The 14422-nt window shown below is 74.3% G+C and carries 14 protein-coding genes and 1 pseudogene; 7 read left to right on the top strand and 8 right to left on the bottom strand.

Annotation, left to right across the window (positions count from 1 at the left end):
- The first annotated feature begins 5 nt into the window (after nt 1-5).
- On the top strand, nt 6-197 hold the full coding sequence (locus tag ACIBPC_RS22880) for a hypothetical protein (RefSeq protein ID WP_398847077.1): 192 nt from the start codon (nt 6-8) through the stop codon (nt 195-197).
- Between the two features lie 34 nt (nt 198-231).
- The gene (locus ACIBPC_RS22885; protein ID WP_398847079.1) at nt 232-978 is read left to right on the top strand and encodes a hypothetical protein; all 747 of its coding nucleotides are present in this window, start codon (nt 232-234) and stop codon (nt 976-978) included.
- A gap of 21 nt (nt 979-999) precedes the next feature.
- Here the strand turns inward: ACIBPC_RS22885 and ACIBPC_RS22890 are convergent.
- Nucleotides 1000-1755 (bottom strand): annotated as a pseudogene (locus ACIBPC_RS22890) (methyltransferase); the annotation flags it as partial.
- Between the two features lie 217 nt (nt 1756-1972).
- Nucleotides 1973-2947: a helix-turn-helix transcriptional regulator gene (locus ACIBPC_RS22895; protein ID WP_398847081.1), complete on the bottom strand. Its 975-nt coding sequence runs from the start codon at nt 2945-2947 to the stop codon at nt 1973-1975.
- Nucleotides 2948-3048: 101 nt separating this feature from the next.
- On the opposite strand from ACIBPC_RS22895, the gene ACIBPC_RS22900 reads away from it, so the two are divergent.
- From ACIBPC_RS22900 to ACIBPC_RS22910, 3 genes are all read left to right on the top strand, one after another.
- Entirely contained in the window at nt 3049-3450 is a 402-nt protein-coding gene (locus ACIBPC_RS22900; RefSeq protein ID WP_398847083.1) for a RidA family protein, read from the top strand.
- Nucleotides 3451-3586: 136 nt separating this feature from the next.
- The gene (locus tag ACIBPC_RS22905; protein WP_398847085.1) at nt 3587-3892 is read left to right on the top strand and encodes a cupin domain-containing protein; all 306 of its coding nucleotides are present in this window, start codon (nt 3587-3589) and stop codon (nt 3890-3892) included.
- Between the two features lie 195 nt (nt 3893-4087).
- Nucleotides 4088-4555, top strand: a complete 468-nt coding sequence (locus ACIBPC_RS22910) for an NUDIX domain-containing protein (protein WP_362967690.1) — start codon at nt 4088-4090, stop codon at nt 4553-4555.
- A gap of 11 nt (nt 4556-4566) precedes the next feature.
- On the opposite strand, the gene ACIBPC_RS22915 is transcribed toward ACIBPC_RS22910, so the two are convergent.
- The 6 genes from ACIBPC_RS22915 to ACIBPC_RS22940 form a co-directional block, all read right to left on the bottom strand.
- Nucleotides 4567-6849, bottom strand: coding sequence for a HelD family protein (locus ACIBPC_RS22915; RefSeq protein WP_398847087.1), 2283 nt, complete (start codon nt 6847-6849; stop codon nt 4567-4569).
- Between the two features lie 53 nt (nt 6850-6902).
- Nucleotides 6903-8069, bottom strand: coding sequence for a uroporphyrinogen-III synthase (locus tag ACIBPC_RS22920; protein ID WP_398847089.1), 1167 nt, complete (start codon nt 8067-8069; stop codon nt 6903-6905).
- A 108-nt stretch (nt 8070-8177) separates the two neighbouring features.
- Nucleotides 8178-9545, bottom strand: coding sequence for a nitrate/nitrite transporter (locus ACIBPC_RS22925; protein WP_362967693.1), 1368 nt, complete (start codon nt 9543-9545; stop codon nt 8178-8180).
- Between the two features lie 135 nt (nt 9546-9680).
- The gene (locus tag ACIBPC_RS22930; protein WP_398847091.1) at nt 9681-10679 is read right to left on the bottom strand and encodes a DUF1015 family protein; all 999 of its coding nucleotides are present in this window, start codon (nt 10677-10679) and stop codon (nt 9681-9683) included.
- 13 nt (nt 10680-10692) lie between these two features.
- The gene (locus tag ACIBPC_RS22935; protein ID WP_398847093.1) at nt 10693-11991 is read right to left on the bottom strand and encodes an ATP-grasp domain-containing protein; all 1299 of its coding nucleotides are present in this window, start codon (nt 11989-11991) and stop codon (nt 10693-10695) included.
- 96 nt (nt 11992-12087) lie between these two features.
- Nucleotides 12088-12222: a hypothetical protein gene (locus ACIBPC_RS22940; protein WP_398847095.1), complete on the bottom strand. Its 135-nt coding sequence runs from the start codon at nt 12220-12222 to the stop codon at nt 12088-12090.
- 214 nt (nt 12223-12436) lie between these two features.
- Here ACIBPC_RS22940 and ACIBPC_RS22945 point away from each other — a divergent pair, with 214 nt between their 5' ends.
- Nucleotides 12437-13363 (top strand): LuxR C-terminal-related transcriptional regulator, encoded by a 927-nt coding sequence (locus ACIBPC_RS22945; RefSeq protein ID WP_362967696.1) that lies wholly within the window; start codon nt 12437-12439, stop codon nt 13361-13363.
- A 38-nt stretch (nt 13364-13401) separates the two neighbouring features.
- Nucleotides 13402-14385 (top strand): helix-turn-helix transcriptional regulator, encoded by a 984-nt coding sequence (locus ACIBPC_RS22950; protein ID WP_362967697.1) that lies wholly within the window; start codon nt 13402-13404, stop codon nt 14383-14385.
- Nucleotides 14386-14422 lie beyond the last annotated feature (37 nt).

A 14422-nucleotide genomic window follows, 5' to 3' on the forward strand; every position in this document is an offset into this window, starting at 1 on the left:
ACCTCATGGCCGACATCTACTGGCAAGAGCCGTTCTGCGGAGATGGGAACAACTGCTTCCGCCTCGGCACCGATGGCGAGGGCAACGGGTACATCGCCGTCGCCGGGGAGGAAGAACACCCCCTCACCGACTCCCGGGAAGCGCTCCGCAACCTGATCCTCGACATCAAGGCGGGCAAGGCTGATCATCTCCTCTGACCAGCAGGGGGCTCGTGTCGGCCGAGGAGAGTGCGTGGACATCCGCGAGGTGGTTGCCGGGCTCCGCGATGTCGTGCCGCTCGACGGCCTTGACGGCGCGTGGCACTGGTCGCCCGTGCCGGGCATCGGGTTCGCCGGTGCGCTCTCCGAGGACGGGGGACGGCTCCTCCAGATGAGCAGCCGTGGCTTCTACCGTCACGAGCTGGCCGTGGCCGCGCTTCGGTTCGCCCGGGAGCGGGAGAAGGAGATGTCCGCCCGGAACCCGTACCTCGGGTCCGCGGAAGGGTTCGCCGCGCCGGGCGGGCCGCCGTTCGACGCGGTGGCCGCCGTGGCGCCGACGGTGCACCGCTTCTACCGGGCCGACCGGCCCGAGCTGACGCCGTTCGTCACCTGCGTCTTCCCCGCCTACTCCTGCGAGTTCTCGGGCGGCGAAACGCAGGAGGAAGCGGTCACGCGGTACCGCATGCTGCGCCCCGCCGAATGGGAACGCGGGCCCCTCCCGTTCCTCAAGATGCGGTACGCGAACACCAGGACCGGCAGCCGCAGCACGAACAGGGGGCGGGGCTTCACGAAGCCGGACATCCTGGCGCACGAACTGCGCCTGCTGGCCGACGCGCCCGGCAGCTTCGTGGAGTTCGAAAACCGCCACGCGCACGTGTGGCGCGTGGAATGGCACGACGGCGCCTGGTTCGTCGCGGAGTGGGACACCCAGGACGGCACACCGCGCGAAATCGGCCTCGCCGCCCTCCTCACCTTCGCCACCGCCCGCCTGCACGACTGACGCCGGCCGCCGAAGAGTTGGTCAGATCGGCAGGTTCCAGCCGGGGCCGGCCTCGCTGCCGAGCCAGACCCGCTGACCTGCTGCCGAGACCGTGAGGCCGAACGCCTCCTGGTGGGGTTCACCGGCGGCCTGCCAGCGTTGCACGGCCCGTTCGACCCGGTCCCACAGGCGGACGGGCCCGCGCTGGACCACGGTCCACCCGCCGCCGGGGGCACGTGCCGTGCGGGCCTGTGAGCCGGTGGACACGTCCCAGAGGACCTGTTCGGCCCCCGCGCCCAAGCGTTCGGCCGAGGGCGCCGCGAGCTGCGCGACCCAACCGCCGGTCCAGTCGTCCAGCTTCGCGGGGTCGATCCGGCTCGGACGCTCGTCCCCGGGCAGCAGGGCCAGGGCCGGGCGGGGCGGGCGGTCGTGCGGCCGGGCGATCATGAAACTGGTGGTGCCGGGCAGGAACCGGCCCGTGGCCTCGCCGGGGCCGGTCACATCCAGCAGTGCCAGGGCGTGAGCGTAGCTCCACCCGGAGAGCGTGACGAGGATCTTGCCGCCCGGCCGTACCTGGTGCAGCCACGGAAGCGGGACGTACCGGACCGAGCACGTCGCGATCAGCCGGTCGTACGGACCGCCGTCCGGGTCGCCGCGCAATCCGTCACCGATGATCAGCCTGGGCGCCAAATCGGCTTCCTTGAGCGCCGCGGCCGCAGCTCCGCCCACCACCGGGTCGTACTCGATACTCGTCAGGCTGCTGTCGCCGAAACGGTGCGCACCGAGCGCGGTCGAATGCGCGATATTGCATGAACCGGGGACCTGACTCGCCAGTTGCAAGTTCTCCCGATCAGCACCCGTAGAGGGCCGGGAGGCCGAACGGAGCATCCCACGGTCCCTGGTCATGTCTCCCGGCTCGACCGGCGCGCTCCGCCACCCTCGCTGTTCGACGACTCCAGTGCGACGCTTTCTGTCGAAGTCGGCTTCGACAGAAAGCGTCGCAGTGGAGTTGTCCTCACGGAGACGCCCCGTAGCGGTCGGCGAGGGTGGTGGCGCGGGTGTGTAGGGAAGCGCGTAGCCATTGGGGGGCCAGGGCTTCCGCGTGGGTGGCGAGCTGCCATACCGCCCATTCGGCGTGGCGTGCGTCCTGGAAGGTTGCTTCGAGACGCAGTCGGCCGTCCGGCTCTGTCTCCTCGGCGCGAACGGTCAGTGCGGTGTCCGTCAGGTCCTTCAGCCGTGCCGGGTCCACGCGGAGCAGCACGGTGACCTGGTCGCCGCCGGTGCGGAAGCGCGTGCTGCGCTCCTGCCAGAGCCGGTCCAGGTCGACGCGGGCGGGGCGCCGGGCGGGCTCGGCGAGTTCCTCGGCGGCCAGGACGCGGGCCAGCTGGTACGTGCGGTCCTCGCCCGCGCGCGTGGCCAGCAGGTAGCCCTGGTCGCGGACGGTCACCAGGCCGATGGGGTCCACCGTGCGCCAGCGCGGGGGCTGGTCGAGGGCCGCGTAGTGGATGCGCAGCCTGTGCCCGGCGAGGACCGCGCTCCTGACCTCGCCCACGATCGCGTCCGGCACCTCCTCGGCGGCCGTGCGGCGCGCGAGGAGGTCGGTCCCCGGATCGATCAGGAACCGCTCGGCGACCCCGGCCGCCGTGTCCCGGTGGCTGTCCGGGAGCGCGTCGACCACCTTGAGCATCGCCGAGGCGAGCGCCGAGCCGAGGCCGAACACCTGCGCGCCGCGCCGCGACCCGGCGACGAGGAGGGCGAGCGCCTCGTCGTGGTTGAGCCCGGTCAGCTCGGTCCTGAAGCCGGGCAGCAGCGCGAAGCCGCCGTGGCGGCCGCGTTCGGCGTAGACGGGGATCCCGGCGGCGGAGAGCGCGTCGATGTCGCGCAGCACCGTGCGGGTGGACACCTCCAGCTCGCGGGCCAGCGTGGCGGCGGACAGCCGCCCGTGCTGCCGCAGCAGGAGCACCAGCGTTACCAACCGGTCGGCGCGCATGGGGAGAACCTACCGGCGATACACGACAGAGGGTGTCACGTATGCGCTGGGAGGCTGACCTGCGACGACGGAGGTTCCGTCGCCCAGGAGAGGTGCTTTCCATGACACACGCCCTCGTCAACCCGGAGGGTCTGCACGACCCGGTCCCGTTCGGCTACAGCCACACCGCCGTCGTCCCGGCGGGGAGTGAACTGGTGCTCGTCGCGGGCCAGTACGGGTCGGGTCCGGACGGCTCGGTGGTCTCGGCCGGCTTCGCGGAGCAGGTCGAGCGGACGTTCCACAACATCGGCGTCGCCCTCGCCGCCCACGGGCTCGGCCTGAGCCATGTCGTGCAGCTGAGGACGTACGTGGTGGACCACGACGTCAGCAAGCTCGGGCCGATCGCCGGGGCCGTGGCGAAGGCGTGGGGCGCGCAGCCGCCGACGCAGACGCTGCTCGGCGTCGCGGCCCTGGCGGCACCCGACGTGCTGTTCGAGGTGGAGGCCGTGGCCGTCCGCCCCTGACCCGCCCGCGTCCTGGCCGGGCCCGGCGGCGGGCCCGGCCAGGACCAGGCCGTCCGCGGGAGGTTTTACCGAACGGTCGCCCAACTTCCCTCCCCGCTCGGATAGCTTCCCGGCATCCGCTGCTGGGAGGTACGCGATGGATGCGATCGATGTCGCGAAGACGGCGGCCGCGTTGCCGGCCGCCTGGAGTTCCTGTTCCCTCGGGCAGGTGGGGACGGCCTGTGTGAAGGTCCTGCGCATGGACGGCACGCCGGTCCAGGAGGAGGCGCACGGGGCCGACGAGGTGCTGCTGGTGCTCGACGGGCGGCTGGAACTGCTGGTGGAGGGCACCGAAGTCACCGTCGCGGCGGACGAGATGTACCGGATACCGGCGGGCGCACGCCACGCCGTCCGTCCCGGCAGCCACGGGACGCTGATGATCATGGAGGTCCCCGAGGCGTGACGGCGGGTCCGCCGGGTCGCCGGGCGCCGCGCCCCGGCAAGTGCCGCGCGAACCGCTGCCGTCGGCGCTGTCCTCGCTGTCCCGGTGGGGGATCCGCGCCGAGATGACAGCAATGGTGGGTGGTGTGGCGGTTACGCTGTGGGTTCCCGCAGCCGTGCGGGCCCGCGTATCCGAGTACACGAGGACCGGCAGTCCATGGGCAGGACCGAGTACCACCACGACCCCGCCGCCCCCAAGGCGAACACCCTCATCCCGGCCAGCAACCTGCTCGTCGTCGACGACAGCGGCGCGATCCTCCTCCAGCGCCGACGCGACACCGGCCAGTGGGCCCTGCCCGGCGGCGCCCAGGACATCGGCGAGACGGCGGCCGAGTGCGCCGTGCGCGAGTGCCAGGAGGAGACCGGCATCCTCGCCGCGATCACCGGCTTCCTCGGTGTCTACTCCGACCCGGGCCACATCGTCGCCTACACCGACGGCGAGATCCGCCAGCAGTACGAGGCGACCTACACCGGCCGGCCGGTGAGCGGCGTACCCACCGTCAACGCCGAGGCCGACGGCGTGCGGTACGTCCGGCCCGCCGACCTCGACCGGTACGACATCCATCCGAGCATGCGCCGCCAGATCGGCGACTACCTGGCGGGCACGTATCCCCCTCTGGCGTGAGGGGTGAACGGTCAGGCGGGGGTCAGCAGTTCGGGGACGCCCGTCGCCGGGTCCGGGGTGTCGGACGGTGTCGAGAGGACCGTCAGGCGTTGTGTCGCGCGCGTCAGTGCCACGTACAGCACGCGCAGGCCCGCCGGGGATTCGGCCGCGATGCCCGAGGGGGCCACGACGAGGGTCGCGTCGTACTCCAGGCCCTTCGCCTCCAAGCTGCCGAGGACCAGCAGGCGGTCCTCCGCGTCCAGTCCCGCGACCCAGCCGCGGGCCTCGGCGCGGCGGTCCATCGCCACGACGATGCCGACCGTGCCGGGCACGTCGGCCAGGAGCCGTTCCGCCTCCGCGCGCACGGCGGCGCCGAGGTCGGTGCCCGCGACGGCGAAGCGGGGCTCGACGCCGGTGGAGCGTACGGCCACCGGCGGTTCGGTGCCCGGCATCGCGCGGGCCAGCACGCCGTCCGCGACGCGGGCGATCTCCGCGGGGTTGCGGTAGTTGACGGTGAGGCGGAACCGGCGCCTGGGGCGCGTGCCCAGCGCCAGGTCGCGTTCGGCCGCCGCCTCCTCCGGCGCGGGCCAGGAACTCTGCGCCGGGTCGCCCACCACCGTCCACGTCGCGCGCCGTCCGCGCCGTCCGACCATGCGCCACTGCATCGGCGTGAGGTCCTGCGCCTCGTCCACCATCACATGGGCGTACTCGGTGCGCTCCTCCGGCTCGCGCTCGCGGCGCTGGGTCAACCGGTCGGCGTAGGTGGTCAGTTCGGCGACGCCGGTCAGCTCTTCGAGTCCGTCGGATTCGCGCGGCGCGGCGGGGCGCGCGGGGGCGCCCAGCAGGGTGCGCAGCTCGTCCAGGAGCGCGACGTCGTGCGCCGACAGGCCCGCGCCCTCCGGCGTGATCCGGCGCAGCGACCGCGCGACCCTGCGGACCTCGCGCGGCCGCAGCAGGCGGCGGCCCCAGCGGGCGAGGCGCTGCTCGTCGGCCATGGCCCGCAGCACGCCGAGCGGCGTCAGCTCGGGCCACCACGCGTCGAGGAAGCCCGTGAAGTCGTCCTCGGTGCCGATGTCGTCGGTGAACGCGTCGCGCGCCTCGGCGGCCAGTTCGCCGTCCGGGTACCGCTCGGCCGCGCCCGACGCGCGCCACAGCGCGTCGAGCAGCAGGCGGCGGGCCCGGGGCCGCAGCAGGTTGACGGGCGTGGTGGCGCCGAGGACCTGCTGCCGTACGCGTGCCAGCTCCTCGGGCCCCAGCTCCACCCGGCGGCCGAACGCGACCACGCGCAGCCGCTCCGGCGCGCGCCCGCTGTCGAGCGCCCCCCGGGCGGCGCGCGCCAGGACCTTCACCATCACCGCCGCGCCCTTGACCCGCGCGACGGCCTGCTCGTCGTACGCGTCCGCCTCGAAGCCGTCCACCAGCGCGCCCAGCGCGCGGATCGCGACCTGCCCCTCCTCGCCCAGCGCGGGCAGCACGCCCTCGGTGTACGAGACGAGCAGCGGCGTGGGGCTGACGACGAGGATGCCGCCCGCGTACCGCCTGCGGTCCTGGTAGAGGAGGTACGCGGCGCGGTGCAGCGCGACGGCGGTCTTGCCCGTGCCCGGGCCGCCCGTGACCTCGGTGACGGACACGGCGGGCGCGCGGATCACCTCGTCCTGCTCGGCCTGGATGGACGCGACGATGTCGTGCATGCGCGCGCCCCGCGCCCGGCCCAGCGCCGCCATCAGCGCGCCGTCGCCGACGACCGCCAGCTCCTCCCCGTCCAGCAGCGCGCGCAGCCGGGGGCGCAGCAGGTCGTCCTCCACGCCCAGGACGCGGCGGCCCCGGCTGCGGATGACCCGGCGGCGCACGACCCGTCCGGGTGACACGGGCGTGGCCCGGTAGAACGGGGCGGCGGCGGGCGCGCGCCAGTCGATGACCAGCGGCGTGTAGTCGTCGGCCAGCACGCCGATCCGGCCGATGTGCAGCGTCTCGGCGATCTCGGCGACGGCCTGGCCGTCGGGGAGGACGCGGACCGCGTCGTCGGCCGGCTCGACGGAGGTGGACGCGCCGTCCGCGCCGCGCTCACCGTCCTTGCCCGCCAGCAGGTCCACGCGGCCGAAGAGGAAGTCCTCGAACTCGCTGTTCAGCCGCGCCAGGTGGCGGCCCGCCTGGAAGACCTGCGCGTCACGCTCGGCGAGCGCGCCCGGCGTGCCGACGTGGACGCGGCGGGCGGCGTCGGCCATCAGGTACTCGGCCTCGGCGATCTTCTCGGCAAGCCGCCGGTAGACGGCGTCGAGGTGCCGCTGCTCGTCGCCGATCTCGCGTTCCCGCACGTCCGTCCCCTTCGCCTGTCGCCGCGCAGCGCTCCACGGTAGACCACGGGCGGTCAGCGGCCGTACTTCCCGGCGTCGGGCGTGGGGTCGAGGGCGAGGCGGTAGCCACGTTTGACGACGGTCTGGATCAGCGTGGGCGCGCCGAGCGCGGTGCGCAGGCGGGCCATGGCGGTCTCGACGGCGTGCTCGTCGCGGCCCGCGCCGGGCAGCGCGCGCAGCAGGTCGGCGCGGGAGACGACCCAGCCGGGGCGGCGCGCCAGGGCGCGCAGCAGGGCGATCCCGGCGGGGGGAACGGGGCGCAGCGCGCCGTCGAGCACGACGGCGTGGCCACGGATCTGGACGGTGTGTCCGGCGACGGGGAGCGAACGGGCACGGGCGGGCAGTTCGCGGCAGAGCAGCTGGACGAGGGGGCCGAGGCGGAAGCGTTCCGGCTGGATGGTGGGGATGTCGTGCGCCTGGAGCGGCAGGGCGGTGACGGGGCCCACGCAGGCGGGCAGCACGTCACGCCGCAGCGCGTCCACGAGGCCGTCGCCCAGGCCCCGTTCCTCGGCGCGGCGCAGGACGGACGCGGCGGCGGGGGCGCTGGTGAAGGTGAGGGCGTCGAGCGTACGGGCGAGGGTCGCGTCGATCAGCCTGTCCAGCGGCGCGATGTCCGCCGGGGGCATCCAGCGGTACACGGGCACGGCGACGACCTCCGCGCCCGCCGCGCGCAGCGACTCGATGAAGCCGGGCAGCGGCTCGCCGTGCAGCTGGAGGGCGATGCGGCGGCCGCGTACGCCCTGGTCGAGGAGGCGTTGCAGCACCTCGGCCATGGACTCCGAGGCGGGCGACCACTTCTCGGTGAGCCCGGCCGCGCGGATGGCGCCGCGCACCTTGGGCCCGCGCGCCAGCAGCTCGGCCCCGGCGAGGGTGCCGAGCAGGGCGTCCCCGACGCCCCAGCCGTCGGCCGCCTCCACCCAGCCGCGGAAGCCGATGGCGGTGGTGGCCACGACGGTGTCGGGCGCGTGGGCGACCAGGTCGCGGGTGGCGGCGAGCAGGTGGTCGTCGTCGGGGAGCGGCACGATGCGCAGGGCGGGCCCGTGCTGGACCCCGGCGCCGCGCCGGTGGAGCAGGGTCGCCAGCTCCTCGGCGCGGCGCGCGGCGGTGACGCCGACGGTGAAGCCGTCCAGGGGCCTCGGGCCGGGGGCGGTGTCGGTGTCGTCGGTGGGCTGCTGGTGCATCGAGAGTGCGCTCCGGCGTGGGTGTTCCGGGTACGGGACGGCCGAGCCTGTCAACCGGGCGTGACGCGGCGGGATCAGCGGCGTTTCCCGGGAGTTACGCGCGGCGCGTCACACGCGGGCGTACGCGGCCTGGCGCGGGGCGGCGGGAACGGGCGTGCGGGGCCGGAGGTATACGGCCCAGGTGACGAGGGAGCAGACGGCGTAGAAGCCGAGGAACGCGGCGAAGGCGCCCGTTCCGCTGCCCGTGCTGAGGAACGACTGGCGGAACGCGAGGTTGACGCCGAGTCCGCCCAGCGCGCCGACCGCGCCGATCAGGCCGATGGCCGCCCCCGACAGCCGCCGCCCGCGCGCGGCGGCCTCCTCCCCCGCGTACCCCTCGGCGAGCGCGCGGGCGTGGTAGATGCCGGGGATCATCTTGTACGTCGAACCGTTGCCCAGGCCGCTGAGGACGAACAGCGCGATGAAGCCGGTGAGGAAGACCGGCAGCGACCCGCTGCGCGACGCCGCGAGGACGACGAGCGTCGCCGCCGCCATCCCGCCGAACGTCCACAGCGTGATGCGCGCCCCGCCGTGCCGGTCGGCCCAGTGCCCGCCGAGCGGCCGGACGAGCGAGCCGAGCAGCGGCCCGATGAACGTCACCGCCGCGGCCTGGAGCGGCGTGCGGTCGAACTCGTTCTGCAGCACGAGGCCGAACGCGAAGCCGTAGCCGATGAACGAGCCGAACGTGCCGGTGTAGAGGAACGCCATGATCCACGTGTGCCGGTCGCGCACCGACTCGGCGGCGGCCCCGGCGTCGGCGGCGACCGGCGCCAGGTTGTCCATGAACCGCCACGCCAGGACGGCGGCGAGCACGATCAGCGGCGCGTACGCGGCCAGCAGCACCCGGGGGCTGCCGTCCCCCGCCGTGGCGATCACGAGGAGCCCGGCGAGCTGGACGACGGGCACGCCGATGTTGCCGCCGCCCGCGTTCAGGCCGAGGGCCCAGCCCTTGCGGCGCAGGGGGAAGAAGGCGTTGATGTTGGTCATGGACGAGGCGAAGTTCCCGCCGCCGACGCCGGTGAGGACGGCGACGAGGAGGAACGTGCCGTAGCTCGTGCCCGGTTCCATCACCGCCCAGGCCGCGGCCGTCGGGGCCAGGAGCAACGCGGCGGAGAACACCGTCCAGTTGCGCCCGCCGAAGCGCGCGACGGCGAACGTGTACGGCACGCGGACGCACGCGCCGACCAGCGTCGCGACCGAGACGAGGAAGAACTTCCCGGCCGCGTCCACCCCGTACTCGGGCCCCATGAACAGCACCAGCACGGACCACAGCGACCAGATGGAGAAGCCGATGTGCTCCGACAGGACGGACAGCGCCAGGTTGCGGCGCGCGACGCGCTCCCCCGTGGTGCGCCAGAAGTGCTCGTCCTCGGGGTCCCACTCCTCGATCCACCGGCCGCCGCGGCGGCGGGCGGGGGCGTGCAGGTCGGCGGGCATGGGTGGCCTCCCACGGGTCGTCGGCTTCGTCGCCACGACCGTAGGGACGGCGCGTTTCGGTGCCGTGGTGCGAGGTGACGGCGGCGCAACCCTGTCCTCACGCGGCGCGCGGCCCGGCGGTGAGCGCCGGGGCGGTCAGCGCGTCCAGCCGGTGGCGATCGGCAGCGGGCCGAGGCTCGTGCTCTTCGGCGGCATCCCGGCGCCGCTCGCCGCGCCCGCCCAGATCTGGTCCCACGTCGGCGGCGGGAGGACGAGGCCGACCTCGTCGGGGCCCGGGTGCCCGGCGGTGTAGCGCAGCCGGGGCACGATCCCCTGGTCCTCGCACAGCGCGGGGAGGACGACGTGGTCGCTGATGGCGGCGGGCAGTTCGACCCACTCGGGCGGCAGGGAGCGCAGCCGCCCGGCGAGGGCCGCGGGCGAGATCTCCGACAGCTCCCAGACGCGGTCGCCACCGGTGAGGAGAAACGTTCCCGCCCGGGGCGTGCGCCGGGGGCGCGCGGGCCGCTCCGCGACCAGGGCGACGCGCTCCGCGGCCCGTACGGCGCGCAGCGCGTCGAGCCCCGGCACGATCCGGTGCGTCGCCGCCAGGGTCAACGGGAACCGCCGGTGGTCCACCACCAGCGCGGGCAGCCTGTCCGACACGGCCCCGGGCTGCGTACGGCGCAGGCGCCGCGCGGCCTCCAGCCGGTGGTGCCCGTCCGCGAGCAGCACGGGCGGCAGCGCGGGCGGCTCGTCGGTCCACGACGCGTCGCACACCCACAGCCGCTGGACGCCGCCCTCCGGGGTCTCCAGCTCCTGCACCGGCGCGCCCTTCACCGTCCGCTCGATGCAGTCCTCGAACGAGCCGAGGTCGGGCGCCGCGAGCAGCAGCGGCTCGTCGATGCCGCCGCGCTCCCGCAGCAGCCTGCTGTGGAGGGCGGTCCCGGGCTCGCCGGCCCGCTGGTGCCGCAGGATGTGGCCGGTCTCGACGCCGTGGAGGCTGAGGGACCCGAGGATGCCGCGCTGTTCGACGGCGCCGGCCGCGTCCCGGCGCTCCAGGACGTGGTAGCCGGCGGCGGCGAGCGGTCCCGCCGGTGCGCCGGGGAGGGGGAGGAGCAGATCTGTCCGTGGGGCCGGGGTCCTGGGGAGGACCAACGCGGGGAACAGGTCAGGCGGCAGAGTGCTCCTCCTCCTTCACCGGACGCACCGGGCCGGCCGGCCCCCTCCTGCCGGGGTCGGCCGCCGCGAGGGTGCCGGAGCCGCACAGGGGCTCCGGCACCACGATCGGGCACAGGGTGTCGAGCGCCTTGCGGAGCAGCGCGTCCCGCTCGTGCGGCCCCTCCGCGACGACGGTGACACGGCCATGTCCGGCGACCCGGCTGGTGGTCTCCGGAACATGGCTGCCGACGGGGACGCTGATCTCCACGCCGGTCACACCGGGCAGTGCCCGCGCCTCCTCGACGCCGTCCACCGCGGTGAGCAGTCCGGGCGGCAGCCGCAGGTACCGCACGCCCGCCCAGCGTCCGGCGGCGGCGGTACCGCCCGCGGGCCTCGGCAGCCCGAGCGCCGACGCGACGGCGAGGGCGTAGACGTCCGTCCCCGTCGCGGCCAGCAGTTCGGCGACGCTCTCGTCCCCGGGGTGGGCGTGCGACTCGATGAGCCGCGGCCCGCCCGGGGTGACGACGACCTCCGTGTGCGAGGGGCCGCTGCGCTGCCCGGCCGCGGCCAGGGTGCCCTGGACGAGGCCGTGGATCCGTGCCAGGAGCTCCGGGCCGAGCGCGGCCGGGAGGTCGTGGCCGCCCGCGTCGGCGCCGGTGCCGGGCGGGTGCTTCCTGGTGACCGCCAGGACGGTGTGCACCCCGGCCTCCGAGTGCGCCTGCACGCCGTACTCGGGTCCGTCGAGGAACTCCTCGACGATCAGGGCCGGTTCGGGAGTCAGTTCGGCGGCCAGGAACGCCGCGTCCGCCACGTCACGCAGCAGATGGACGTCCTGGCCGCCGGAACCGGTGCGTGGCTTGGCCACGCACGGGAAGCCGACGCGTTCCGCGGTGGAGACCACATGGGCGGCACGGTCGCACCGCTCGAACCGGACGGGGGCACCGGTGAGCTGGTCGGCCTTGGCCCGCAGCGCGGCCTTGTCCGTCAGATACGCGACGGCGGCATGGGGGTTGCCCGGCAGCCTCAGGGCCTCGTTGGCCCGTGCGGCGGCGAGGGCGCTGGTCTCCGTGAAACCGAAGACCGAGGCCGTGACGGGGAGGTGGGCGAGATGGCCGATGGCCATCATCAGCCGCGGATGGTCGCGCCACTCGACGGTGAGCGCCGAGTCGGCCACCGCGACGGCCTCCCTGACGGCCGGTGACGACAGGTCGGGCGCGAGGACGAGGGTACGGGCGCCGACCCGGCGCGCGGCCTCGACGACCGTGCGGCGCGGACTCAGCAGGACCGCCAGGGGTGCCTGGGGCGTCATCGTGCCGCTCCTCCGTCCTGTGTCCGTCCTGTGTCCGTGGTCGATCCGTCGGTCCGTCCTGGATCCCCGTCCTGCGTACGGCGGGAACGGGGGGCGTCAGTCCCAGACGCTGCCGGCCGGGGTGACCGTCTCGCTCGTGGCGGACCCGGCCGCCTCGTCCGCCGCGGCGAGCCCGGCGGACGCAGCCACGACCAGGAAGGCGGCGACGAGGCTGAGAGCAAACTTCTTCACGGGATCCCTCTTCCGTGTCCACATCGGCGAACATGAGTGGCATGCTGGCGCAATCACTCTCACGAGCTTTCACAGCGAAGTCGATAGAGTCGCTGTGGCATCATCTCGCCTGTCAAGTTGACGCCAAGGGGCTGGCCGACGTCGTTCGAGGAAGAAGAGCGTGAGCGAAAGCGGCAAAATAGACGCAGCGGCGGCCCGAGTCTACCGACTTCGCGTGCTCCATCCCACGGACTCGGCCGAACGAATCGCGGTCCGCGCGGGACTTTCCGCGGAACGGGTCGCCACCGCCGAATCCCAGCTCGCCGAGCTGGGGTTGCTGCGCCCCTCCCCGAGCGGCGGCCGGGTCGCCATCAGCCCGGAGAGCGCCGCCGACGCCCTGCTCGCGCCCATGGAGCAGGACATCCTCGAACGCCGCATCGCCATGGCCGCCACGCGCGCCCGCCTCCACGCCCTGTCAGGGGACTATCTGGAGGCCCGCAGCCTCCGTTCGGCCAAGAGCAGTATCGAGATCGTCGAGGGCATCGACAACATACGCGCCGTCATCGACGACCTGGGCCGCACCTGCGCCAAGTCCCTCGACGCGCTGGTCCCCGGCGGCGCCCAGAGCGACGCGTCGCTGCGCGCGGCGGTCGCGGTGGACCTCGAACTCCTCTCGCGCGGCATCCGCGTCCGCTCGCTGTTCCAGCACGCCGCCAGGACCCACCGCGCGACGGCCGTCTACGCCGCGACACTCGCGGAGGCGGGCGGCCAGATCCGTTCCACCAGCGTGCTGCCGACCCGCATGCTGATCTACGACGAGTGCGCCGTACTGCCGCTCGACCCGCTGGACACCGCCGCGGGCGGCGCCCTGGTGCGGGACCCGGCCGTCCTGAAGTTCCTCAAGCAGCTCTTCGAGCACTACTGGGACCGCGCCCTGGACTTCGCCGAGGACGAGCAGAAGGCGGGACCCGAGCCGACCGGTGTCGAGCGCGAGGTGCTGCTGCTGATGGCGGCGGGGAAGAAGGACGAGGCGATAGCCCACCAACTGGGCATGTCGCCGCGCTCGGTCAGCCGGATCGTGGCGCGCCTGATGGAACGCCTGGAGGCCGACAGCCGTTTCCAGGCCGGTGTCCGCGCCGCCCAGAGCGGCTGGCTGTCCTGAGCGGGGCGCGGGAGTCCGAGGGGCCGAGGGAGTCGCCGATGCACGCGGAACAGGAACTCGACGCCCTGACCGTCCGCGTCTACCAGCTGCGCGTCACGCATCCCACGGACGGCCTCGGGCAGTTGGCCGCCCGCGCCGGGCTCAGCCCCGAGGAGGCCGCCCGCGCGGAGGGCAGGCTGCTCGAACTCGGCCTGCTGCAGCGTTCCCCCGGCGGCGGCTGGGTGGCGATCAACCCCGAGAGCGCGGCCGAGAACCTCCTCGCCCCCGCCGAGCAGGAGATCCTCCAGCAGCGCATCGCGATGGCCGCCACCAGGGAGCAGCTCCTCGCCCTGTCGGGGGACTACCTGGAGGCGCGCGGCATGCGGTCGGCGCGCAGCAGCATCGAGATCGTCGAGGGCATCGACAACATCCGCGCCGTCATCGACGACCTGGTGCGCAACTGCGTGCGCTGCCTCGACGTGCTGGTGCCGGGCGGCGGCCAGAGCGAGGCGGCGATCAAGGCGGCCCTGCCCCTGGACCTCGCGCTGCGGTCGCGGCGTGTGGAGGTCCGCGCACTGTTCCAGCACACCGCGCGGCGCCACCGCGCCACGTTCCTGTACATGCGGCGGCTGACGCTGGCGGGCACCCAGGTCCGCACGAGCAGCACGCTCCCGGCCCGCATGCAGATCTACGACGGCGAGTGCGCCGTCCTGCCGCTCGACCCGCTGCGCCCGCAGGCGGGGGTCGCGATCGTGCGGGACCCGGCGGTGCTGCGGTTCCTGTGCCAGCTGTTCGAGCTGTGCTGGGCGGACGGGACGGACTTCGGCGAGTCGGAGGAGGCGGGCGGCCCCGAACCGGCGGGCACCGAGCGCGAGGTGCTGCTGCTGATGGCGGGCGGGCGGACGAACGACGAGATCGCCCGGAGCCTCGGCCTCTCGCAGCGGTCGGTGAGCCGCACGGTGGCGCAGCTGATGGCGCGCCTGGACGCGTCCAACCGCTTCCAGGCGGGGGCCCTGGCCGCGCTGCGCGGCTGGCTGGCCTGACACCGGCGGGCCGGGCCCCTCACAAGGCGTCGAGGCC

Source organism: Streptomyces sp. NPDC049879 (assembly GCF_044461265.1).
In the GTDB taxonomy this organism is placed as follows: domain Bacteria; phylum Actinomycetota; class Actinomycetes; order Streptomycetales; family Streptomycetaceae; genus Streptomyces.